The organism is Flavobacterium weaverense, from assembly GCF_003688495.1.
In the GTDB taxonomy this organism is placed as follows: Bacteria; Bacteroidota; Bacteroidia; order Flavobacteriales; family Flavobacteriaceae; genus Flavobacterium; species Flavobacterium weaverense.
Genome location: NZ_REFH01000014.1, coordinates 76,962 through 100,346 on the forward strand (window position 1 = coordinate 76,962; position 23,385 = coordinate 100,346).

General features: G+C 31.4%; 15 protein-coding genes. 13 read left to right on the forward strand and 2 right to left on the reverse strand.

Translation table 11 applies throughout. The features are described from left to right. The first annotated feature begins 167 nt into the window (after positions 1-167). Positions 168-641, forward strand: a complete 474-nt coding sequence (locus BC961_RS14545; protein WP_121926591.1) for a hypothetical protein — start codon at positions 168-170, stop codon at positions 639-641. Positions 642-927: 286 nt separating this feature from the next. Here the strand turns inward: BC961_RS14545 and BC961_RS14550 are convergent, their stop codons facing one another. Together BC961_RS14550 and BC961_RS14555 are read right to left on the reverse strand one after the other, a co-directional pair. Beyond that, positions 928-1,506: a YciE/YciF ferroxidase family protein gene (locus BC961_RS14550; RefSeq protein WP_121926592.1), complete on the reverse strand. Its 579-nt coding sequence runs from the start codon at positions 1,504-1,506 to the stop codon at positions 928-930. A gap of 15 nt (positions 1,507-1,521) precedes the next feature. Next, positions 1,522-3,663 (reverse strand): catalase, encoded by a 2,142-nt coding sequence (locus BC961_RS14555; RefSeq protein ID WP_121926593.1) that lies wholly within the window; start codon positions 3,661-3,663, stop codon positions 1,522-1,524. Between the two features lie 363 nt (positions 3,664-4,026). On the opposite strand from BC961_RS14555, the gene BC961_RS14560 reads away from it, so the two are divergent. The 12 genes from BC961_RS14560 to BC961_RS14615 all read left to right on the forward strand — a co-directional run bounded on the left by BC961_RS14560 (position 4,027) and on the right by BC961_RS14615 (position 22,670). Further along, positions 4,027-4,221 (forward strand): hypothetical protein, encoded by a 195-nt coding sequence (locus BC961_RS14560; protein WP_121926594.1) that lies wholly within the window; start codon positions 4,027-4,029, stop codon positions 4,219-4,221. Between the two features lie 138 nt (positions 4,222-4,359). Next, positions 4,360-4,803, forward strand: a complete 444-nt coding sequence (locus tag BC961_RS14565) for a hypothetical protein (RefSeq protein WP_121926595.1) — start codon at positions 4,360-4,362, stop codon at positions 4,801-4,803. A 392-nt stretch (positions 4,804-5,195) separates the two neighbouring features. Beyond that, positions 5,196-5,630, forward strand: a complete 435-nt coding sequence (locus BC961_RS14570) for a response regulator (RefSeq protein WP_121926609.1) — start codon at positions 5,196-5,198, stop codon at positions 5,628-5,630. 14 nt (positions 5,631-5,644) lie between these two features. Next, positions 5,645-9,613: a PAS domain S-box protein gene (locus BC961_RS14575; protein ID WP_245980967.1), complete on the forward strand. Its 3,969-nt coding sequence runs from the start codon at positions 5,645-5,647 to the stop codon at positions 9,611-9,613. A gap of 408 nt (positions 9,614-10,021) precedes the next feature. Continuing rightward, positions 10,022-11,728 carry an FAD/NAD(P)-binding protein gene (locus tag BC961_RS14580; protein WP_121926596.1) on the forward strand — a complete coding sequence of 569 codons (1,707 nt, stop codon included), beginning with the start codon at positions 10,022-10,024 and terminating at the stop codon, positions 11,726-11,728. A gap of 237 nt (positions 11,729-11,965) precedes the next feature. Then, positions 11,966-12,334, forward strand: a complete 369-nt coding sequence (locus BC961_RS14585; RefSeq protein WP_121926597.1) for an SdpI family protein — start codon at positions 11,966-11,968, stop codon at positions 12,332-12,334. Positions 12,335-12,492: 158 nt separating this feature from the next. Further along, positions 12,493-12,912, forward strand: a complete 420-nt coding sequence (locus BC961_RS14590) for a PH domain-containing protein (RefSeq protein ID WP_121926598.1) — start codon at positions 12,493-12,495, stop codon at positions 12,910-12,912. Positions 12,913-13,718: 806 nt separating this feature from the next. Then, positions 13,719-14,945 (forward strand): sensor histidine kinase, encoded by a 1,227-nt coding sequence (locus tag BC961_RS14595; protein ID WP_147440551.1) that lies wholly within the window; start codon positions 13,719-13,721, stop codon positions 14,943-14,945. A 705-nt stretch (positions 14,946-15,650) separates the two neighbouring features. Beyond that, positions 15,651-16,652, forward strand: a complete 1,002-nt coding sequence (locus BC961_RS14600; RefSeq protein ID WP_121926600.1) for a PliI family lysozyme inhibitor of I-type lysozyme — start codon at positions 15,651-15,653, stop codon at positions 16,650-16,652. A gap of 95 nt (positions 16,653-16,747) precedes the next feature. After that, positions 16,748-16,963: a hypothetical protein gene (locus BC961_RS14605; protein ID WP_121926601.1), complete on the forward strand. Its 216-nt coding sequence runs from the start codon at positions 16,748-16,750 to the stop codon at positions 16,961-16,963. Positions 16,964-17,086: 123 nt separating this feature from the next. Next, a complete protein-coding gene (locus tag BC961_RS14610; RefSeq protein ID WP_121926602.1) occupies positions 17,087-20,185 on the forward strand; it encodes a PAS domain S-box protein in 3,099 nt (1,032 codons plus the stop codon). Between the two features lie 157 nt (positions 20,186-20,342). After that, complete coding sequence (locus tag BC961_RS14615) at positions 20,343-22,670, forward strand: response regulator (protein ID WP_170151332.1); 2,328 nt, start codon at positions 20,343-20,345, stop codon at positions 22,668-22,670. The last annotated feature ends 715 nt before the right edge of the window (positions 22,671-23,385 follow it).

Consider the following 23,385-nt stretch of genomic DNA (forward strand, 5'->3'; position numbering starts at 1 on the left):
AAGCAAGATTTCTAAATTCAATTCAATTAATTATTAGCGCCTACAACTTAAATCTCCGACTTAAATTATTTTAAGACGAATTTTTAGACAAAAGCCATACTAAGCATTTTATTTCTTCGTAAATTAGCAATAGTTATAAACTGGATTATTAATTAATAAAAATTGCTATGAAAAAATTAGGTGTTTTTTGTTTGCTAGTAACTTGTATCGGATTACAGAGCTGTAAGAATGATAAAAGTGAAAACACTCTCGAGGTTAAGGATGTAAAGGATGCGACAAGCACTGAATGTTACCAAGCAATTTACGAGCAGGATACACTGAATTTGAAACTCCTTACTTTCAAAGACGGAGAAATAAATGGTAATATGGAAATGGCTATAGATAACATGCCAAAAAAAGTAGGAGAAATAGTTGGAGAGTTTAAAGGCGATACTTTATTTGCTAGTTATACCTTTATCCAAGGAGGCAATAAAGAAAAAACGTTTAAAAATCCAATGGCATTCTTAAAACGCGGTGACCAACTTATCTTGGGTAATGGACAAATACAATTAACAATGGGAGCTTCTCATTTTGTAAAAGGAGAGCCAATTGACTTTGAGAAAGTAAAATATAAATTTAGTCCTGTGGATTGCGTTGAATAATAGTAATACTTAAAGGGAAGAGAAATCTTCCCTTTTTTATTTGGAGACGTTTGTCTATTAAAGTGTAAATATTGAGTTGTAAATCAATTAAAATACAATACAATTAATTTAGGATGTGCATTATTTAGAGTGTTGAAAAAATATTTATTAGACTACGTTTTTAATAAAGGCATTAGAATAAAAAATAAGTAGTTTAGAAGTAAATCACACTGAAATAAGAAATTTATAAAAAGCAAAAAATCTGCATACTATGCAGATTTTTTGTTTTTTACTATTAAGCAAAATATTATTTATTTTTGACAGCTCTATTATTTACAGCATTTAATGCAACATCATTCAAAACAGTATCCGACTCTTTTTCTTCTGCTAGTGTTTGTGTTAAGAGTTTAGCAACATCATTTTCACCAAGCGCTTTTGCAAAGGCTACTAATGTACCATAAGTTGCTATTTCATAATGCTCGATTTTTTGTGACGCTGAAATTATTCCAGCATCTCTTACTGCGCCGGGCATGGTTCCTTCCATAATGCTATCGCCTTCTTTTAATAGACCTTCCATAGCATCACACTTTTTACCTACAGCTTTTTCACCAAGAAGATCAAAAATATTTTGCAATCGAGCCACTTGATTTTTCGTTACAGAAAGATGGTCATTTATTGCTGATTTAAGAGCCACAGCAGTTGCATTAGCTGCCATTTTAGGTAATGCACTTACTAATGCATTTTCTGCCCAGTATATATCTTTTAAACTTTCGATAAATAAATCTTTTAATGTTGCCGCAGCATTTTTAGCTGGTTGTACAATCAATTTATCGTCTTTGTCTTCAATTTTTTTATCGTGTTGTTTTGGTTTTTCTGAATTTTTCATAAAATCTAATTTTTATTATTTATATAAGTTTTCTTCGCGCTCCCAGAAACGGTGTTTACCCATTGCTGTTATAAACTCTTTTGTAAAATCATCTGAAGATTGGATATCCGACATAATAATTCCTTTATCATTTTTACTAATCTTTGATGCGAATGCCGCAGCTTTAATAACTTTTTGACCTTCACCATCAGCAGCAATAACCTTACAATGCTTGTAAGCATCATTTAAAAACTCTTGCACATCATCATTTTCTGCAAGCACTTTTATATCTTGACCGTGCGGAATATAAACCGAATCAAAAAGTACTGACGCTGAGGTAAGCAAACTAAAGTCAACGGGAATTGCTCCATCTTTATCAGTTTTCAAACTTCCTAAATGAGGTGCTATAATAAAACCTTTAGCATCTTCCTTTAATAATGCATTTTTCATGCTGTTTACACTATCCTCAGAAACGCCTGCTGAACAAAGTATAGCTACTTTTCTAGATGCAATTCTCTTAGAATTTGTTGGATTTTTAAGCATTGTCAGTGCGTCAGATGTAGCAATTGATTGTTTTACTGTTGTTGATTCTTGGTTTCCCATCTCATTCTCTGGAGATACACCATGATTCATTGGCTTCTCGGGTGAAGCAGGAACGGTTGATCCTAAACCCACTGCAACTTTCTCAGCTAATTTATTATCTACTTGCGCTAAAAGACCGAGCATTCGAACCCTAATAGCGGTTGTTTCAACTTTACCAAGCTCAAACTGTAAAGCTTTAACAATGTGACTTTTTTCTATGTCCGTTTGACTGTTGAAAAATAATTTTGCTTGTCCAAAATGATCATTAAAGCTTTCACTTCTTCCTCTAATTTTATGCGAATCGATTCGCTCACTAAAACTAGAAAACCCACCTTCACTTATTTTTGCTTGGTAAGGACATCCACCGCCTAACGAATTTGGGTGATAACTAACACGACCCGTATTAATTTCTTGTCGCATATGTCCGTCGCGCTGATTGTTATGTGTAGGTGCTATACTTCTATTAATTGGAATTTCGTGAAAATTTGGACTACCTAATCTAGATAGCTGAGTGTCAGTATAGGAAAATAGTCGGCCTTGTAAAAGCGGATCATTGCTAAAATCAATACCAGGAACTAAGTGCCCTGGATGAAAGGCAATTTGTTCTGTTTCAGCAAAAAAGTTGTCAGGATTTTTGTTGAGCACCATTCTTCCCACTATTGTTACAGGAACGAGTTCTTCTGGAACGAGTTTAGTAGGATCTAATAAGTCAAATTCATATTTATGTTCATCGGCTGTCGGTATAATTTGAACTCCCAATTCCCATTCTGGGAAATTTCCCGTTTCGATCGCATCCCATAAATCTTGACGATGGAAATCAGAATTTTTTCCAGAAATTTTTTGCGCTTCATCCCATGCTACTGCATGCGTTCCTAATTTTGGTTTCCAATGAAATTTTACGAAAACGGATTCATCTGCTTCATTTATAAGTCGGAACGTATGTACACCAAATCCTTCCATCATTCTTAAACTCCTTGGAATTGCTCGATCCGACATAATCCACATAATCATGTGCATCGACTCTGGCATTAACGAAATAAAATCCCAAAAAGTGTCGTGAGCAGAAGCTGCTTGCGGCATCTCGTTATGCGGTTCTGGCTTTACAGCATGTACTAAATCTGGAAATTTGGACGCATCCTGAATAAAGAAAACTGGCATATTATTACCAACTAAATCATAATTTCCTTCTTGAGTATAAAACTTCACTGAAAATCCTCGTACATCTCGCGCTAGATCAGTTGAACCACGAGAACCCGCTACAGTTGAAATTCTTGCAAATACGGGTGTTTTTAACCCTTTAGTTTGTAAGAAACCTGCTTTTGTTAATTCTGGTATGGGATTAGTTACTTCAAAAAATCCGTGCGCTCCAGATCCACGTGCGTGCACAATTCTTTCTGGTATTCTCTCGTGATCAAAGTGTGTTATCTTTTCTCTTAAAATAAAATCTTCCAATAAGGAAGGTCCACGTTCACCCGCCTTTAATGTATTGTTATCGTCGTTGATTTTTAGACCTTGATCTGTTGTCAAAAATTTGTTAGTTCCGTCTGATTTGTTTTTAGACAAATCACGCTGTTTTTCGTCCTGAAAATTTTCCATATAGTTGTTGCTTTTAAAATTTTGTTTAACAGTAATGTGTTTAAAAAGTCTACCACTTTTATAATCCGTAACTTTTTACTAATCCAAAATTATTTAAACAATTGTAGTCCTGATTATATAATTTTAATTAAATATTATATCATTTAATTATTTAATCAACTGTTTGTTAGTTGATTGTATTTTTGTTGGTTTTAAAAATTGTAAACTTTAGTATTTTTTCTAGCGTTAATATTTGGATTATTTTATTTGTTTAAAACATACGAAATAGTACAACGAGTAAATTCTATAACATTAAACAAGAATTGTATAACGCAAAAAGTCAAGATTCTGCTTAATTTTATTAAAAATTTAAAACAAGATATTATGAGCACGAATAATCACACTCCGCAAAATTCAAAAAAAACAGGATCAGATAATAGAAGCGATATGAGAAAACATCAATATAAAGATCATGATGAAGTTTTAACTAATGATGAAAATTACGATGTAGATACTCAAAAATTTAAAGGCGAAAAACCTGATTTTGATGATAAATTGAACAATGAAGAGAAGAAGTAAATAATTTATAAAAGCGCCCTAAAATTAATTTTAGGGCGCTTTTATTATTTGTTTCGAAAGTTAAGGATGCGTTGTTATAATTATTTTTATTAATTGTATTCAAAACATCCAGGTAGTAAATTTGTAATAAAAATAACGATGAACAATAATAATATATTAGCAGGTTTAGGAGGCGCGATTGTACTCACAATATTGAATGAATCATTAAAACATCTTCATGGTGATATGCCACGAATTGAATTAGTGGGAGAGGAAGCTGTTCAAAAAACTGCATCTTATTTTGGTATTGATATAGAAAACCAAGATGCATTGACTGGAGCGAGTTTAGTTGGTGACTTAGTTAGTAATACTGCATACTTTAGTTTAATTGAAGGAGAAGGAAATCAATTATGGACTAAAGCAGCATCTGCGGGAGTTTTTGCAGGCTTAGGTGCTATTAATATTCCAAGTAAAATTGGTTTGAATGATGAGCCAGTTACAAAAACCAACAATACTAAATTATTGACTATTGGATACTACTTAGCAGGAGCGTTAGCTACGGCTGCTATAGTGCGCATTTTTGAAAAATTTGAGAAAAAGTAATTTTCTTGAAATATTGAATTTTGCATTCAAGCAATCAAAAATTTCCAGAGCCATTTTTTAAAGTAGCATTTTACGTACCTTATTCTTTCTTTCTTTACAGGGTTTCAATAAGTGCATTTAATAGAATTCATTAGCTATTTCTTTAAAGTAATCATCGGTAAGTGTTGATATATAAAGCAAAGCAGTATTTCATTAGTGTAACATTAAAAGATTTTAATTAGTGGTACAAAAACTATTTAAACAGTTGTTAATATTTTTTGGCTTAATTTATTTTAGTTCTATTTAATAGTAATAATTTTTCCTATTTTTGAAAAGACTTCTAAAACATAAATTCATTATTTAATTTGAATTTTGGTTTAAATTCTAGTCAAAATAACTTTACTAGTTGGTTTATGGAAAAACTTTTACTTGCAGACGATGATATGGATGATCGATTATTTTTTCAAGATGCTGTTGAAGAGCTCAGCCTATCAATTAATTTAGTAACTGTTTGCGATGGCGTTGAATTAATGGAATTACTCCTCAATAATCAAGAACAATTGCCAGATGTCCTTTTTTTAGACCTCAATATGCCAAGAAAATCTGGCTACGAATGTCTTTCTGAAATAAAATTAAGTGATACGTTAAAAAGTATTCCAGTTGTTATTTTCTCTACTTCATTAGATCCTGAAATTGTCAATAAATTATATGATAATGGCGCACATTATTATATAAGAAAACCAGGTGATTTTAACGTTTTGAAGAAAGTTATTTATGAAGCAACGGTCTTACTAGGGCAGAATAGTAGTGACCAACCTGATAGAGTCGACTTTATAATTCATTCATAATTAAATAATTTACTTTGATTAATTTAAACAATCAATTTTACTTCCTCAATGGTGGCGGCGAAATGGGACATCTTATTCGCGAAAAAAACTGGAATCAAACATCATTGGGCGATCCGTCAACTTGGCCACAAAATTTACAAACTACAGTTTCTTTAGTTCTTAACAATCCTTTTGCGATGTACGTTGCATGGGGAAAAGAACGTATCCAAATATACAACGACGCTTTCCGCACTATTTTAGGAAATCATAAACATCCGCATGCTTTAGGATCAACTTCTCATGAAACATTTTTAGAAATTCGGAATATTATTGAACCAATGTTTGATACGGTGATGAATGGCCAAGCAGTTGCTCATTCTGATTTTATGTTGCCGTTAGATAGAAACGGTAAAAAGGAGGATTGCTACTTTGATTTTTCCTTCAGTCCAATTTTTTTAGAAAGTAGTGAAGTTGGAGGAATACTTGTTACGATTATTGAAACGACTTCACAGCACATTGCGGACGATGATTTGAAGGAAAGTGAGCAGCGATTTAAAGATATGGCTGATAATATACCTAACTTATCTTGGATGGCAAATCCAGATGGTGAGGTGTATTGGTATAACAAAAAATGGTATGAATATACAGGAACAACTATCGAAGAAATGCAAGGTTGGGGTTGGAAGTCTGTATATAAAGAAGAAGAGCTTTCATCAATTTTAGAAGGATGGAATAATTCTCTACAAACAGGTATCCCTTTCGAAATGATGTATCCAATAAAGCGTCATGATGGCGTTTATCATCATTTTTTGACTAGAGCGCTACCTTTAAAAAACGAAGAAGGAGTAATCGTTACGTGGTTTGGAACCAACACTGATATTACTGCACAAAAAATAGCGGAAGAAGCCGTTGCGGAAAGTACTAATGAACTAGAGTTTGTTATTGAAGCAGCTAAACTAGGTACTTTTGACTTTGACCCAATTTCAAATAAATTTTTTAGTAACAAGCGTTTGAAAAATTGGTTTGGACTTTCTGACGAGAAGGAAATTGATATTATTGAAGGAATAAAAGTTATCGCTGAATACGATAGAGAAAAGGTTGTGCAGGCGATTGCAGCTACCTTAGATTATTCTTCTGGAGGGAATTACGATATTTCATATGATGTTATTAATCCGCTTTCGAATAATAAAATAACGCTACATGTTAAGGGTAAAGCTTTGTTTAATAAAGAGAAAGTTGCTTACCGTTTTAATGGTACAGCAGAAGATATAACAGCGCAAACTATTGCACGTAAAAAATTAGAGCAGAGTGAGAATAATTTACGACTGATGATTTTGCAAGCTCCTATAGCCATATCCATACTTCGCGGTCCGGATTATATAGTGGAAATTGCAAATAATAACGCGTTGAAATTATGGAATAAAACAGAAGATCAAATTGAAAATCTTTCCATTTTTGAATCAATACCTGAATTAGAACATCAAGGAATAAAAGAAATATTAGATAATGTGAGAGTCACTGGTGAACGCTTTGCTACTACGGAGCTTCCTATTGAAATCATGCGCAATGACAAGTTAGAGATTGTTTATATGAATTTTTCATATGAGCCTCTTTTCGACGAAGACGGCAATAGTAATAAAATAATGGCCATCGGATTTGATGTAACTGACCAAGTAACTGCTCGTCACAAGATAGAAAAAAGCGAGCAAAGTATACGTAGTCTTGTCGAAAGCGCTCCATTTCCAATCGCTGTTTACACAGGTGAAGAGATGCGAATTACTCTTGCCAATCAATCTGTTATTGAGGCGTGGGGAAAAGAAAGTGATGTAATAGGTAAATTATACAGTGATGTTTTGCCGGAACTAGCAAATCAAAATATTTACGAACAAATACGAGGAGTTTACGCTTCAGGAATTGCTTTTAGCGCAAAGAATCAGCGTGTAGGAATAGTAAAGGATGGAATTCTTAAACATTTTTACTTTAACTACAGCTTTACTCCGTTACGAGATTCTCTAGGAAAGATTTACGGAGTAATGAACACTGCGGCCGAAGTAACAGAATTAAATGAAGCTAAGGAAAAAATTGAGGAAAGTGAAAAGCGTTTCCGAGATGCGATGCATCAAGCTCCTGTTGCAATGGTTATTTTAAGAGGTCAAAGTAATGTTGTGGAGATGGTTAATGCCACTTATCTAGAAATCGTTTATAAAACTGAGGACGAATTTTTAGGAAAGCCTTTATTTGAATCCTTACCAGAGGTAGAAGTTGTTATTGATCCAATTATAAAAGGTATTTACGAAACTCAAAAAGCGTTTTTTGGTTACGAGTTTCCAGTAACTTTAAAACGATTTGGTAAGAGTGAATCCGCATATTTTAATTTTGTTTATCATCCACTTATTGAAGGTAATACCGTTACTGGAATAATGGTCGTTGCTACAGATGTAACTAATAATGTAAATGCAAAAAAGGCATTAGAAGATAATGAACAAAGACTAAATCTAGTAATTAGTGCTAGTGAACTAGGAATATGGGAATTAGATTTAGTAACAGATGAAACTAAAGTTTCCGATCGTGCTCTACAAATTTTAGGGGTTCCTAATGAAAAAAATCCTAAACGTGATTTACTTTCAAGTAAGATGCATCCAAGTGATATGGCAATCAGAAAATCTGCATTTGAAAAAGCTCTAAAAACGGGTGTGTTACATTATGAAATTAGAACTATTGTAGATGAGGTGATTCATTGGATTGAAGCTAAAGGGAAAGTGTTTTTTAATTCAGATAATCGGGCAATTCGCATTATCGGAACTTTACGCGATGTCACTGAGGAGAAAAATATTCAAACTCAATTGCTTGAGAGAGAACAAAAATTTAGATTGTTAGCAGACTCGATGCCTCAGTTTGTATGGACTGCAGATAAGGAGGGCAATCTTAACTACTTTAATCAAGCCGTTTTTGATTTCTCTGGATATTCAAAGGAGGACATGATCGAGCACGGTTGGATTTCCATTGTGCATGACGATGAAAGAGAAGCGAATATTGTAAAATGGCTCGAAGCAATTGCAACTGAAAAAGATTTTTTAATAGAGCATCGTTTTCGTAAAAGCGATGGGACTTACCGTTGGCAGTTAAGTCGCGCAATTCCGCAGCGCGATAAAGAGGGTAAAATTACAATGTGGGTAGGAACAAGTACCGACATTCAAGATCAGAAAATGTTTACGAACGAATTAGAAAGACAAGTTTCTGAAAGGACTAAAGAGCTTTTTAATAAAAATGAGGATTTGGAAAAGATGAACCGAGAATTGCAATCTTTTGCATATATCTCTAGTCATGATTTGCAGGAACCTCTTCGAAAAATCCAAACATTCGCTACCCAAATAAAAGAGGGTGAAAGTGAAAATCTTTCTCCAAAAGGCAAGGATAAATTTTTAAGAATGCAAAATGCTGCCAATAGAATGCAGACATTAATACAAGATTTACTTGCTTATTCTAGAACGAGCGTTCAAGAACGCGTTTTTGAAAAAGCTAAGCTGTCACTTATTGTAGAGGAAGTAAAGGAAGATTTAGAACAAGAATTTTTAGACATTAATGATACAATTTCTATAATAAGTGATTGTGAAATCGACGTAATTCCATTTCAGTTTAGGCAATTGTTATTTAATTTGATAAGTAATTCATTAAAGTTTACAAAATCTGAAAACGCTCCAAAAATTATAATAGAATGTAAATCGGGATTAGGTTCTGAATTTGATAATCCAAAGCTAATTGATTCCAGAAACTACTGTTATATAAAATTTCAGGATAATGGAATTGGTTTTGAAACGGAGTATAGTGAAAAAATCTTTGAAGTGTTTCAACGTTTACATGGTAAAGAAAAATTTGACGGAACAGGAATTGGTCTAGCAATTGTTAAACGAATTGTAGACAATCACAATGGAATTATAACTGCAACTGGAATTTTAAACGAAGGAGCTACTTTTCATATTTACATTCCTTATTCTGAAATGTAAAAATTACAATTCTTGTAAAATCATAAGCTTTCGACAAGTTAAAAAATGTTCGTCATTCAATTGACGGACATTTTTTTTGTCTTGCTAATTACTTATTCGAACCAAAATTTAAAAATCCTTATTTTTTTCGCTTCAATTCATCCGTTGACTCATTTAAAGGAAAAAGATATAATAACGAAATTACATAATGCATCAAACTTAAAATTCTATAAAATTTTTCAAATATTCAGTAAATGAATAATGAGGTGATTATTTAATTTTATACTAGAGTAATTCTGGAAATATTTTGGCTTTTAGTAGAAAATTTTGGATAGAATCCATTACATTATTGTCTTGTTATCATTTAATCAACAATTCTTCTAAGCCTTTACTCTGTTAAATTATAATTTTCAATATGATATAATTTTAATGAAAACTAAAAAACGAATTGCTATTGTAGGCGGAGGACCAAGTGCATTATTTCTATTTAAAAGATTAATTCATTCGGGGATCTCTGATTTTGAAGTAGACATATTTGAAAGAAAAAAAGTTCTTGGTGCAGGAATGCCGTATAGTCAAGAGGGAGCAAATAGAGAACATATTACAAATGTATCGGGTAATGAAACTCCAGAATTAGTTTCTTCAGTTGTGGAGTGGTTAAAAGAGCAGCCTAATGAATTATTAAAATCATTTGATATTGATATTACTACGATAAACGATTATAAAGTACTTCCTAGATTGCTTTTTGGCTATTATTTGACAGCTCAATTTGATTTACTCTTACAAATTGCTTCAGATTTAAAGATAAAAACTACAGTTCGTTATGAAAGTGAAGTATTAGACATCAAATATGATAATGAAAATAAGGAAGTTTGGCTCTACACTTCACAGTCAGAACTAAAATTTGATGATGTGATAATTTGTACAGGTCACTCTTGGCCATCTAAATGGGAAGGTAAGCATGAAGGATGTTTTGATTCGCCTTATCCTCCTTCAAAACTTGAATTAAATTTAAATCACCCAGTTGCATTGAGAGGTTCGTCGTTAACAGCGATTGACGCTATACGAACATTAGCAAGGAAAAACGGAAAGTTTTCAACAGATGAAGATGGAAATTTAAATTATACTCTAAATAAAGAAAGTACGAATTTCAGCATTGTGATGCATTCTAGAGAAGGTTTGCTTCCAGCGCTTCGGTTCCATTTGGAAGATTCTCATTTAAGTAATGACTCGTTATTAACTCCAGAAGAAATACAAGATCATAAAGATAACAATGATGGGTTTTTATCATTAGATTATATTTTCCAAAAAGATTTTAAGGACATATTCAAAGATAAAGATCCTGATTTTTATCCAAAAATAAAAGATTTAAAGATCGAAGAATTTGTCGATGCAATGATGGAGCTGCGAATTCGCTTGGATTCCTTTCAATTACTAAAAGCAGAATATATTGAAGCGGAAAAATCGATAAAAAGGCAGGAATCTATTTACTGGAAGGAAATGCTTGCGGTTTTAAGTTTTGCAATGAATCACCCTGCTAAGTACTTCTCTGCCGAAGACATGGAAAGGTTGCACAAGGTTTTAATGCCATTAATAAGTATTATTATAGCTTTTGTTCCGCAAAAATCGTGTATCGATCTTTTGGCTCTTTACCAAGCTGGAGTTTTGTCAATAGTTTCGGTAGGTCACGACAGTGAAATTGAGCCACAAGAGGAAGGTATTATTTATAAGTACTATGATGAAAAAAATACTTTGCATTCGCAGTCCTATCGTACGTTTATAGACTGTGTAGGACAGCCTCATTTATCTTTCAAAGATTTTCCTTTTGCTAGTTTGAAAGCAGACAAGAATGTTAGCGCAGCTAGATTGCGATTTCAAAATAACAAGATGGGTAAGCTTGCATTGTCGAAAGGAGATTCAAGCGTTGAGGTTGATAGTCAAGGGAATTATTATAGGACAGTATCTGGAATTAGTATAAATGATAAGTTCCAGATTCTAGATCATTATGGTGCTTATAATGAAAATATTTACATCATGGCAGTTCCTTATATTGGAGGCTTCAATCCTGATTATTCTGGACTCGATTTTTGTGAAGCAACATCGCTACATATTGTTAAAAGTATTCTTGGTATGTAACTAGCATTAATTCCCAAAGTAGTGGCTTTTGCAATCGTAATTCGAAAAAGTTAATCGTCAAAGCATTTTCGAAAAATTAAAACATGGATACTGGTAAGAATTTGCGATTAAATAGCTAATTATTTCTAACAACCTGGTACCAACATTAGATTCCATTTTGAAATAGTAGAAACACTCTTTACTTTATATTTTAAAAACGATATCTTTAGAGATAAAAATGTTTTAAAGAGTATAATCATGATAGATTCCTTGAACGCTATATCTCAAAATCCATTAATAAATATTCCTTTTTTTGTCGGATTAATATTTGTGGCGGCTGGAATTATTACGCGCTCATTTCCTCCGCGAAAAATTAATTCACTTTATGGCTATCGATCAACTAGTTCAATGAAAAGTCAAGAGAGATGGACTTTTGCTCAGGAATATTCATCTAAAGAAATGATTAAATTAGGTTTACTTCTTTTTATATGCGGCTTTCTGGGTTTGATTACTAATTTTAATGATTCTGTAAATTTAGCTTTAGGTTTGGGATTAATGTTTTTAATTTTGACAGTGCTAATTTGGAGAGTTGAGAAAGCGATTAAATCCAAATTCAATGGTAATTAAGAGTATAAATTTCAGGGCTGGACTTAAAGGTTTTTATAATTCACACATGTCTGGACCGCACAAACTTTAAGGTAAAATAGTAGAGTTATAGACAACGATTCTGTGAAGAGAATTTTTCGTGAGAGCCAAGCTTAATAATGTAGAATAAGGATAATAAAATGATAAAACGGTATAAATCGAAGATAGGTCTTGAATTAGTAATCCCGTTAACTTTAATATTTGGTACTACTTTATTTTTACAATTAATTGTAGAGCAAAATTTGTTAGCGATCGCAATAGTAGTACTTATCATTATTTTAATAGTTCATATGTTTGTAACGACTCATTACACTATCAACGGAGATATTTTAGAAATTAAGTGTGGTTTTACATTTAAAGAAACAGTTGATATCAAAACAATAAAAAGCATTTCAGAAACTAATACTATTTTAAGTGCGCCAGCAACATCGATTGATAGGATCGAAATTCAATATGGGAAATTTGATTCAGTTGTTATTTCGCCAAAGCAAAAGCTGGAATTTATAAATGACATTGTTGCAATAAATCCAGCTGTAGTATTACACTTCAAAATTAAGTAAATGCTGAACTTTCAATAATGCATGCGGAATTCGGTTTAAAAATATAATCAGGCAGGACTTTTTTGCTGTTATATATTAATTGCTTTTAATCACTTGATAAACTCAAAAGATTTCTCCTCAGTAATTTTATAGCTCTGATTAATTAAAAATATAATGGTTTATTTCGATGTAAATCAATCAATATCCTCTTCATTATTTAAGTTATATTTTATAATGTAGTAGTTTTGACTGGTTATAATTATTTTTTATTCTCCTATATATAGACTCTGGATATTTTGTAAGAATGTCTTTTATCTTACAAACATTTAAATACTGAATAATTTACTGCTTTATTGATTCTTTGAAAGATGAAAATGTTAATTAACTTTTTCGTGTTCCTAATTTTTAGCTGTTTTATTATCACAAAATACGTCATATGCTTTTCTATTGTACAATTTTTTAAATATAAATTGAAGAAATGTAAGAAATATGTAATTAATATAGGATCGAAAGAAAAGCGAAGTTACTGTTATAAATTAATGTATATTTCGAAGTAACTCTTTAATTTTCAAAATTTTGATTTTTAGGAAGTGGGAAATCTTAACTTCACGTTTAATATAATATTAATTCTAATTTAGCAAATGAGTGAAAAGGCAACATACGAAGAATTAGAAAATAAAATTACCAACTTAGAGAAGGAAAATAAAATTCTTAATTTAAATTTCTCTATCCAAAATTTAGAAAACGAAAAAAGTTTAGCAGAATTGAAGGTTGCTACTATTAAAATTGTACATCAAAATTTAGAGAAAGAAAAACGAGCTGCAGAATTGAAGATTGCTAATATAGAACTTGCGCACCAAAGTAGAGAAAAGAAAAAGCGTGCGGCAGAATTAGCGATTGCAAATATAGAACTTGAATTTCAAAGCGAAGAAAAAGAAAAACGTGCTGCCGAACTTAAAATCGCAAGTATTGAGCTTGAATATCAAAGCAAAGAAAAAGAAAAGCGCGCAGACGAATTGAGAATTGCTAATATTGAACTTCGATACCAAGTTGAGGAGAAGAAGAAGCGAGCTACGGAGTTACGAACCGTAAAAAAAGAGTTAAAATATCAAAATCAAGAAAAACAAGAGCGGGAAGCTGCATTAATTATTGCAAATATTGAACTTGTTTTTCAAAACGAAGAGAAAGCGCGTAGAGCTTCAGAATTTATGGTTTCTAAAATCAAGCTTGCTCAACAGAGTGAAGAGAATGAAAAATTAGAGCAGGAGTTGACTATTGCGACCCTAGCAGTTTCACTTCAATCAGAACTAATAGTTGCAAAAGAAAAAGCTGAGGCAAATGAGATTCAGTTAAGAGAACTTAATGCCACTAAAGATAAAATGTTTTCTATTATTGCACATGATCTGCGAGGTCCTTTAAATAATATTCTTGGCTTTTCTGAATTGTTGATTGAAAACGAAAGTAATTATAAGGGTGAAGAAATTAATGACTTTTTAAAAATTATAAGTGCTTCTGCAAAAAACACGATTATTTTGCTTGACAACTTGCTCAATTGGGCTAAGTTACAAATAGGCCAAATTAATTTTAGTCCAATTAAAATGGTACTTTCAAATGTGGTTCAAGAAATATTTGAGCTTTCAGATTTTAGTGTAAAGGACAAAAATATTGTTTTAAAATATGTTGAGCCAGAGGTGATTGAGTTTTTTGGTGATTTTAATATATTAAAAGTTGTTCTGAGAAACCTTATTTCTAACGCAGTAAAATTTACAAATGATAGTGGAGAAATTATAGTTTATGCAGTAATGTGTGGCAATTTTATTGAAATTTCAGTTTCTGACAATGGAATTGGAATGCCTGCACAAAGGGTAGAAACTTTGTTTCATATTGAAACTATTAAAACTACACTTGGAACTGCAGGCGAGAAAGGTGCTGGTTTAGGATTAATTCTTTGTAAAGATTTTGTCGAAAAGCTTGGAGGGAAAATTTGGGCTTCGAGTGAACTAGGCGTTGGGAGCAACTTTAAATTTACGTTACCGATTATCAGAGCCCAATAAAAATAATTTATCAAATCGCGTTATCTGAAACAAAGTGATGGTAATAATTACTTTTAAAAAATTAGACTAAAAATTAAAGCTGATCATTAATTAGGAGAAAATATATAGTAACCCCCAATTCTCCAAAACGAAACTGAGACACTAAAATTTCAGATAATAGCCTTTGAACAACATTTAAAAGTAGTACCTGTTTAGTCCATTGAAGTATGGTGAGATAAGCAGTTAAATTAAATTCATACTTTTTATTTCAGGCAAATTTTAGTTAATATTATTTGTACTTCTGTATTTAACAACTTATAATCGTAAACTATAAACTTTTAGCTCTAGAATTTTAATCGTGTGATATTAAACGACATTGAAATTTATCGAATTGTAGAAAATAATATAGATAACATCCATTTAGTAGCAGTGTTGATTTGATACTCATATAAATCTTGATTTTTTCAATTACAATTTATTTCGAATTAGATAATTTTTGCTATGACTTTTTTGCATCTACAAAAAGACAAATGGTCCTTTTAACGCAGAAATAAAAAACTCTGCAAAATTTTTTTATTGCATTTTCACTTGACATTAAAGGCAAAGAAATTTGCTGATTTATTTATTTTTAAAATATTTTTCAGCTAACTAGTATTATCTTGCTTAAAATTATAAAAGAAAGATACACTAAAAATAGTACAATTAAAAAAAACACATTAAGCCACAATGAAACTTCTAAAACATATCATTTTATTTAAAGTTATTATTATAGCTGCTGTAAGTTGCCAAAATCAAAACAAAAGTGAACCTGTAGAACAGACGACAAAAGCTAATAATTCTAATCAAGAAATATCACAATTTACAGGAAACTATGTTTCTGAAAGTTATAAAAAACGAAATGAAGGGTATGACTGGATATCTGTTTCTGTAAATCAAGTATCAGATAGTTCATTTCATATTTCGGTTCGTTCACGTGTTGACAAGAAAAAACCAACTTGCACATTTGATGCAGATGCAATTAAAATCTCTAATAATCAGTTGAGATCTAATGTTGATGGAAAAGACATTATCTACACATTTGATAAAGGGATCATTACTATTGCACCTGAGAAAGATGAAGATAAATACGCATTGAGCTATTACTGCTCTGGAGGAGGAAGCTTCAGCGGTGATTATGTGAAAATCGATGAAACTTTAGATGAGAAGCAATTAGATTCTCGAGTATTTTTAAAAACATTGTCTATGGAAAACATTAGTTTTGACGTAAGCACCACAGGAAAAGGTTCTATCCAAAAACTAACCATTCAACCTTTTGGTTTAGAAATAGACAATACTAAAATAACAATGGAAGTTGACGGTTCTGTTACTAATGCTGAAATTTCAGACTTAAATTCTGACGGATTTCCAGAACTTTTGGTTTATACAACATCTGCAGGAAGCGGTAGTTATGGAAACGTAATTGCATACTCTGTAAATGCGGGAAAATCTGTAAGCCAAATCTATTTTCCACCAATTGCTGATAATCCATTGACTAATAAGGGATATATGGGACATGATGAATTTTCAATTGTAAAAAACATATTAGTTCAGCGCTTTAGGACTTACAAAGAAAATAATGAAAATAGCAATCCAACAGGAAAGATTCGACAAATAAAATATAAACTAACAGATGGCGAGGCATCCCGAAAATTTGTTGTTGATAACATAATTGAATACCCTAAAAAATAAATTCATCACTTACAGCGGTTTTAACTCTGGGAGTGGATTCCCTTTTGTTAAGCCGCTAGTTTTTATCGTACTTATTAGTTTTATAATAGAACCATATGGAAAATGAAAATGATTTAAAGCCTGATAACTACGAGCTATCACAGCAAACGAAAAAAGCTAATTCAGATAAAATTTTCACAGGAATTTTTATTGGTTTTCTTATAGGTATAGCAACATACAGTACGTTTAAGTATGGAGTTGGTTTTTTTACTTTTGCACCATTACTTTTTATTTATCTGTTAGTCAGACGAAGAAATAAAAAATTAAAGTAACGGTACACTAAATTTTTTTCTTGATAGAAGTAACCTTGTAAAGCAATATTTATCTTACCTTAATGCTTTTTTAGCACACAGCTAAAAATAATTGCAAGTAAATAGTAAAAACATTATTTATAAATGGGTAAACTGAGCAATCTTGAAGCCAATATAATATTTGACGCTGCGCAAAAAGATACTTTTAATTTTTATACTACTATGGCATCTGAAATCTCAGTATGTCCAATTTCATTTGTAAGTTTATTTACTAATCAAGAATCAGTGCTTTTATCTAGCTATGGATTAGCAGATATAGACAGTATTAAAGACTTTGATTTCTTACGCAACAATTTCACTAAATCAACTTCTGATGTAATAATTGAGGATACTAGAATAGATCCACTTTATTCAAAATTATCGTTAGGTGAAAGTAATCCTAAAATAATATTTTATGCGGCGATTCCACTTTTTGATTTTGCTGGAATTGTTATAGGTTCGCTTTGCGTTATTGACCTTCATTGTAGAAAATTATCTAATCAGCAACTTGAGTTTTTACAGAAATTAGCGTTGCAAATTGCGATTTCCATTGAAGTAAGAAAGAATCAATTTGATCTTGAAAGTAAAAATAATACTTTAATTGAAGCAAACACGCTGTTAGAAATTATCCAGGATTCTAATCAAATAGGAATATGGGAGATTGATGTCAATACGATGAAAACTAGTTGGAACGACTTTGTATATGATATACTCGAAGTCCCTAAGGATTTTAATCAAGACTTAAAAAACGATTTAAATTTTTATCATCATGATTATAGAGAAATTATAAGTAATGCAGTTTCAAATGCGATCATTTATAAAACTCCTTTTGATGTCATATGTCTTCTTGTAACCGCTAAAGAAAATAACAAGTGGGCACGAGTGATTGGCAAGCGAGTAGGAGAAAAAATTATTGGAAGCTTTCAAGATATTACAGCAATAAAGGAAAGAGAACTAAAGTTTGAAGGAATTTTCGATTCTACGATGACATTCATAGGTTTTTTAAATACAGAAGGAATTTTATTAGAAGTTAATAAAACTGCCTTAAATGTAGCAGGAATTAAAAAGGAGGACGTTATAGGTAAATATTTTTGGGACTGTTATTGGTGGCAAATATCTGAAAAGGCGCAAGAAGAACTTAAAGTAAATTTTAAAAAAGCTCTTGCAGGTCAGGAAGTTTCATATGAAGTGCGAATTAATATTGCTAATGAGCAAACGACTACATTATTATTTAGTTTAAGACCTTTATTTAATGAACAAGGCAAAGTATTATTTATTATTCCACAAGGCCGAGAAGTAGAAGAATTAGTGATTGCGAGAGATCGTTTTAAAAACGTGCTTGATGGTACAAATGTGGGTACTTGGGAATGGAAAGTGCAAACTGGAGAATCTATTTTTAATGAAAGATGGGCTGAAATTGTTGGCTACACTCTAGCAGAACTCGAACCTATTAATATTGACACTTGGTTTAGGTTGGCGCATCCAGACGATTTAGAAGAATCAACACGTAGAACTCAGCTTTGTTTTGACAGAAAAACCGAATTCTACGAAATTGAAACTCGAATGAGGCATAAAAGTGGTACTTGGGTTTGGGTAAGGGATCACGGCAAAGTTATCGAATGGACAGAAAATAATATGCCATTAACAATGTTTGGTACTCATGAAGACATTACCAAAAGAAAAATCGAAGAACTTGAAATCAGTTACCAAAGAAAAAACTTAAATGCGCTGTATAAGCTATCACCAATAGGTATAGCGCTAAATGATTATGAGACAGGAGAATTTATAGATGTGAACGAAAAATTATTTGAAAGTTCAGGTTATAGCAAGAAGGAATTTCTGGCACTACGTTATTCTGATGTAACTCCTAAAGAATTCCAACACTTGGATTTAATTGCTATCCAACAAATGGAGCAAAAGAGCGGATATGATAAATATCAAAAAGAATATATTCGTAAAGATGGCTCGCGATATCCAGTATTGTTAAGTGGAGTAGTAATTGAAGACTTAAGTGGTAAAAAACTCGTTTGGTCATTTATTCAGGACATTAGCGAAGAAAAAGCAGCAGAGCAGAAACTAAATGACGCTATAATTAGAATGCAAGCAGTTCTTAACGCAACTACGGAAGTAGTGATAATAGAAACCGATATAGATGGCAAAATAACACTTTTTAATTCGGGCGCTGAAATAATGCTAGGTTATAAAGCAGATGAAGTCGTTGGAAACGAAACTCCAGAAATTATACATGTTCCAAAAGAAATAGTAGCGAATAGTCTAAAGCTATTTGAGAAATACAATGAAGAAATTAGAGGTTTTGAAAGCCTTATATATGAAATAGGAAGAGGAGAGTCTGTGACTAAGGAATGGACATACAAGAGAAAAGACGGAAGTAAATTTCCAGTATTATTATCAGTTAGTCCAGTTATAAAAAATAATAATGTTACAGGGTATCTTGGTGTAGCAACTGATATATCTGCATTAAAAAAAGTTGAAAACGAAATCAAATCACTTCTTGATATCACTAAAGAGCAGAATAATAGATTGAAAAATTTTGCAAATATTGTTTCACATAATTTAAGATCTCACAGCGGAGGGATTTCTGGTCTAATTGATTTACTAATTTCGGAGTTTCCAGAAATTGATGAAAACGAAATTTCAATATTATTAAAGCATGGTGCTGATAATCTGCAACAGACTGTGGATGACCTAATAGATGTAGTTAAAATTAATCTAAGTGAAATTAAGTCAGAAGAAATAAGAGTATTTGATTTTGTGGAGAAAAACATTCAAAGTTTAGCTTTGCAAATAAAGAAGACAAATTTTTTAATAAATAATCAGGTTGAAAAAGAAGTTTTAATACAAGGAATTCCAGCTTACATTGATAGTATTATCTTGAATTTTATTAGTAACGCCATAAAGTATCAAAGTCAAGAAAGGGAAAGCTATTTAAATATTCACACCTACGAAGAAGATAATTTTGTCGTTCTCAATTTCGTAGATAATGGACTAGGTATTAATTTAGATAAATATGGTGACAAAATTTTTGGTATGTATAAAACCTTTCATCAATATGAAGATTCAAGAGGTATCGGTTTGTTTATCTCAAAAAATCAAGTAGAAAGTTTAGGTGGTAAGATTGAAGTTTTAAGCGAAGAGAATGTAGGAACAACTTTCAAGATAAAATTTCCATTGCATAAAAGTTAGAATTAAATTATGATATGCAATATTTTTAATTTTATTGCATTGACCTCAAATAAAAAAAGTTAGATTTCTTGAAGATTCGATGAATAGTAGACAAAAAAAAAATATTTTTTTAAAATTACTGTCAGTAGCTAAAGAGAATCTTATTAAATTAAAATTTATGATTAGACCACATAAACCGTCACTAAAAAATTTCGAACTTAAGAAAAAAATTATTGCAGTGATGATCACTTCCGTCTTAACTGCATTATTAATTTCAGGTGCTTTTGCTGTTTTAGGATTTTATTATTTGGCACTTACTGTGTTGTTTTTTTGTATTGGTATGAGTATCAATGTAGTTCTTTTTAAAAGGGGTATCGTTAGAGACCCTGGATTAATTACTACTATTATTTCATGTATTACAATAACATTAGGTGTTTTATTGCAAGGTTTAGGACCTGGTGGTTTAATGTATTTTTTTGTTTTTTATTTAGCTTTTGGATTCATTGTAGACACTTCTAAACCGTACAAAAAGAAATTAAGACTTTATTATTCTATATCTACAATTTGTTTTGTTTTATGTGCACTTTTTGTACCCATTCAAAGTAAGTATGAAATTATGTCTGCTGATGATGCTAAAATGTTATTCTTAGTTAATTCTTTTTCGACACTTATATTAGCTTTGATATTTTCTTATCGAGGGATTTCTTTTTCAAGAAACAATGTAAAAGCTATAATGGAGCAAAAGGCAACAGTTGAAGAGCTTAATGAAAATTTAATTATCAATTCTGATACCTTAAGAAAACAATCTGAAATTCTTGAAAATGCGAATAAAAGGCTCCAAATTCAAGCAGAAGAGCTACAAATTCAGTCGGAGCAATTAAATGTGAAATCTGAACAATTAAGAATTAAATCAGAAGCTATATTAGATGTCAATAAGGAACTACGATTACAAAGGGAGAGGGCAGATGATGCTAACAATGCTAAAGGTATTTTTCTAGCGACAATGAGCCATGAAATAAGGACGCCTATGAATGGAATTATCGGTATGAGTAACTTATTGTCAGAAACGAATTTGAACGAAGAACAAAGTGAATATGTTCAAATTATTAATACTAGCGGAGATGCGCTACTATCTGTAATCAATGACATCTTAGACTATTCTAAAATTGAGTCAGGAAAACTGGAATTGGAGCACTATGATTTTGATCTTAAAAAAGGAATTGAAGATGTTTTAGATTTATTTGCTATTCAAGCCTTTGAGCGAAATCTTCATTTAATTTATGATATTGATTCCGAGATTAGCAAATTTATTAAAATTGATGGCTTACGATTAAGACAAGTCTTGGTAAATTTAGTAGGTAATGCCGTGAAGTTTACTCATGATGGGGTAATAGCTATTAAGGTTACAATCGGTAACACTTTAGAAAATCAGCAAACATTATTATTTGAAATTACAGATAGCGGTATAGGAATTGAAGAAAAGGATATAAAAAACTTATTCAGTCCATTTCATCAGCTAGATTCATCTACCACGAGAAAATATGGTGGCTCTGGGTTGGGATTACCAATTAGTAAGTCTTTAATAAAATTACTAGGAGGCAAAATAAAGGTAGAAAGTAAAATTAATTTTGGTAGTAAATTCAGTTTTAATGTTTTAACAAGATTTAATACTAATTTAAAGAATAGTGAGTATTCTAATTATGTGATGCCAAAGAAGGTTCTTATTATTAATGATAATGAAGTAGTTGGTAGTACTCTAAAAAAATGGTTAGAGAGGTTAAATGTGAAATCAGAAGTAATCAAATCAAATACCGAAGACCTATTTGAACTAATTAAAAATTCTTCAAATGATGTAGTTTTAATAGATCAAGAAATAATTATCGCAGACAAAAATTATTTTTTAAAATCATATCGTGAATTGGATTCTAAGATTCCATTACTAGTTTCGGCTTATCCGCAAACGAATTTCTCTTTAGAAGAAATCTCGACATTTGCTGCTGTGATAGCAAAGCCGATTAAACAAGATCGCCTCTATAATCTTTTATATTCTATAATGGAAAATAAGAAATTGGCGCCCAATCAATTTTTACCATCGTACACTACAGATTTTGCAGTTAAATATCCGCTCAAAATACTATTAGTTGAAGATAACTTAATCAATCAAAAACTTGCAACTAAAGTCCTAAGCAAATTAGGTTATACGCCGGGCGTAGCACATAATGGTAGAGTTGCGATAGAAATGTACAAAGATGAAGATTATGACTTGATTTTGATGGATGTTTTAATGCCAGAAATGGATGGTTTAGAAGCGACAAAATTCATCAGAAGCTCTGAGTTGAAACAACCCTACATTGTGGCTCTAACAGCTAATGCTATGCCTGAGGACAAACAAGAATGTTTAAATGCAGGAATGAATGATTACTTATCAAAGCCTTTCAAAGTTCAGGATTTAATTAAGATACTTAGAAACACTACAATTAGAGATTCCACAATTCACGATAAATAGTATCATTTGTAAAAAACAAATAAATTCTTTTCTTTTAAATCAATTTCACTGCAATTAAATGATTGAGTTGTTCTCCTGAATTTTAAAATGTCTCCGATATAAGATTATGATATTTTTAGTAAAGTCCATAAGCCTCTATAATCACTTCTAAAAATATAGAAATTTACAATTGATGATCAAACTATTTATTAGTTTACTTGAGCAGATATACGACTTTTAAAAAGGTCATTTACATCACGAATATTCATTTTTTAATTCCCAAATTCCAATATCGTTGACAAAAGCGATATCGCACTATGAGGGCTTCTTCATCCTTAGTTGTGAATGTATCTGAAATACCTCTTTAAAGTACGTATAGTATTCTTTTTTTATCAATATTTAAAACTCAAGGAATAATCGCTTATTACAAAGTGAGATTTCCAATCCTGTATAAATATGCATGTCTTTAAAGCTAGTTTTTAATAGATTTTCCGGATCAATCCTAGAAGTTGGGGAGGAATGAAAGATTTCCTAATTTAGCTTATTAAAAGAACGAGCTTTGGAGAATTACATAGAACTTTTAAAACTGATCCTTCCTGAATTAATTGTGGAACACTTTGATTTGGTCAACACCAAAATCGAACAAGAGAAAATGCATCTATTCTTTGAAGAAAAAAGTACTCCTCCAAAAGAATATAATAACAGACAACTTGTCTCCAAAGGTTTCTTAAATGAG

What these genes read in the sequence shown, in the direction of transcription:
- BC961_RS14545 (WP_121926591.1), top strand. Translation starts at nt 168, where the DNA reads ATGAAAAAATTAGGTGTTTTTTGTTTGCTAGTAACTTGTATCGGATTA.
- BC961_RS14550 (WP_121926592.1), bottom strand. Translation starts at nt 1,506, where the DNA reads ATGAAAAATTCAGAAAAACCAAAACAACACGATAAAAAAATTGAAGAC.
- BC961_RS14555 (WP_121926593.1), bottom strand. Translation starts at nt 3,663, where the DNA reads ATGGAAAATTTTCAGGACGAAAAACAGCGTGATTTGTCTAAAAACAAA.
- BC961_RS14560 (WP_121926594.1), top strand. Translation starts at nt 4,027, where the DNA reads ATGAGCACGAATAATCACACTCCGCAAAATTCAAAAAAAACAGGATCA.
- BC961_RS14565 (WP_121926595.1), top strand. Translation starts at nt 4,360, where the DNA reads ATGAACAATAATAATATATTAGCAGGTTTAGGAGGCGCGATTGTACTC.
- BC961_RS14570 (WP_121926609.1), top strand. Translation starts at nt 5,196, where the DNA reads ATGGAAAAACTTTTACTTGCAGACGATGATATGGATGATCGATTATTT.
- BC961_RS14580 (WP_121926596.1), top strand. Translation starts at nt 10,022, where the DNA reads ATGAAAACTAAAAAACGAATTGCTATTGTAGGCGGAGGACCAAGTGCA.
- BC961_RS14585 (WP_121926597.1), top strand. Translation starts at nt 11,966, where the DNA reads ATGATAGATTCCTTGAACGCTATATCTCAAAATCCATTAATAAATATT.
- BC961_RS14590 (WP_121926598.1), top strand. Translation starts at nt 12,493, where the DNA reads ATGATAAAACGGTATAAATCGAAGATAGGTCTTGAATTAGTAATCCCG.
- BC961_RS14600 (WP_121926600.1), top strand. Translation starts at nt 15,651, where the DNA reads ATGAAACTTCTAAAACATATCATTTTATTTAAAGTTATTATTATAGCT.
- BC961_RS14605 (WP_121926601.1), top strand. Translation starts at nt 16,748, where the DNA reads ATGGAAAATGAAAATGATTTAAAGCCTGATAACTACGAGCTATCACAG.
- BC961_RS14610 (WP_121926602.1), top strand. Translation starts at nt 17,087, where the DNA reads ATGGGTAAACTGAGCAATCTTGAAGCCAATATAATATTTGACGCTGCG.
- BC961_RS14615 (WP_170151332.1), top strand. Translation starts at nt 20,343, where the DNA reads ATGATTAGACCACATAAACCGTCACTAAAAAATTTCGAACTTAAGAAA.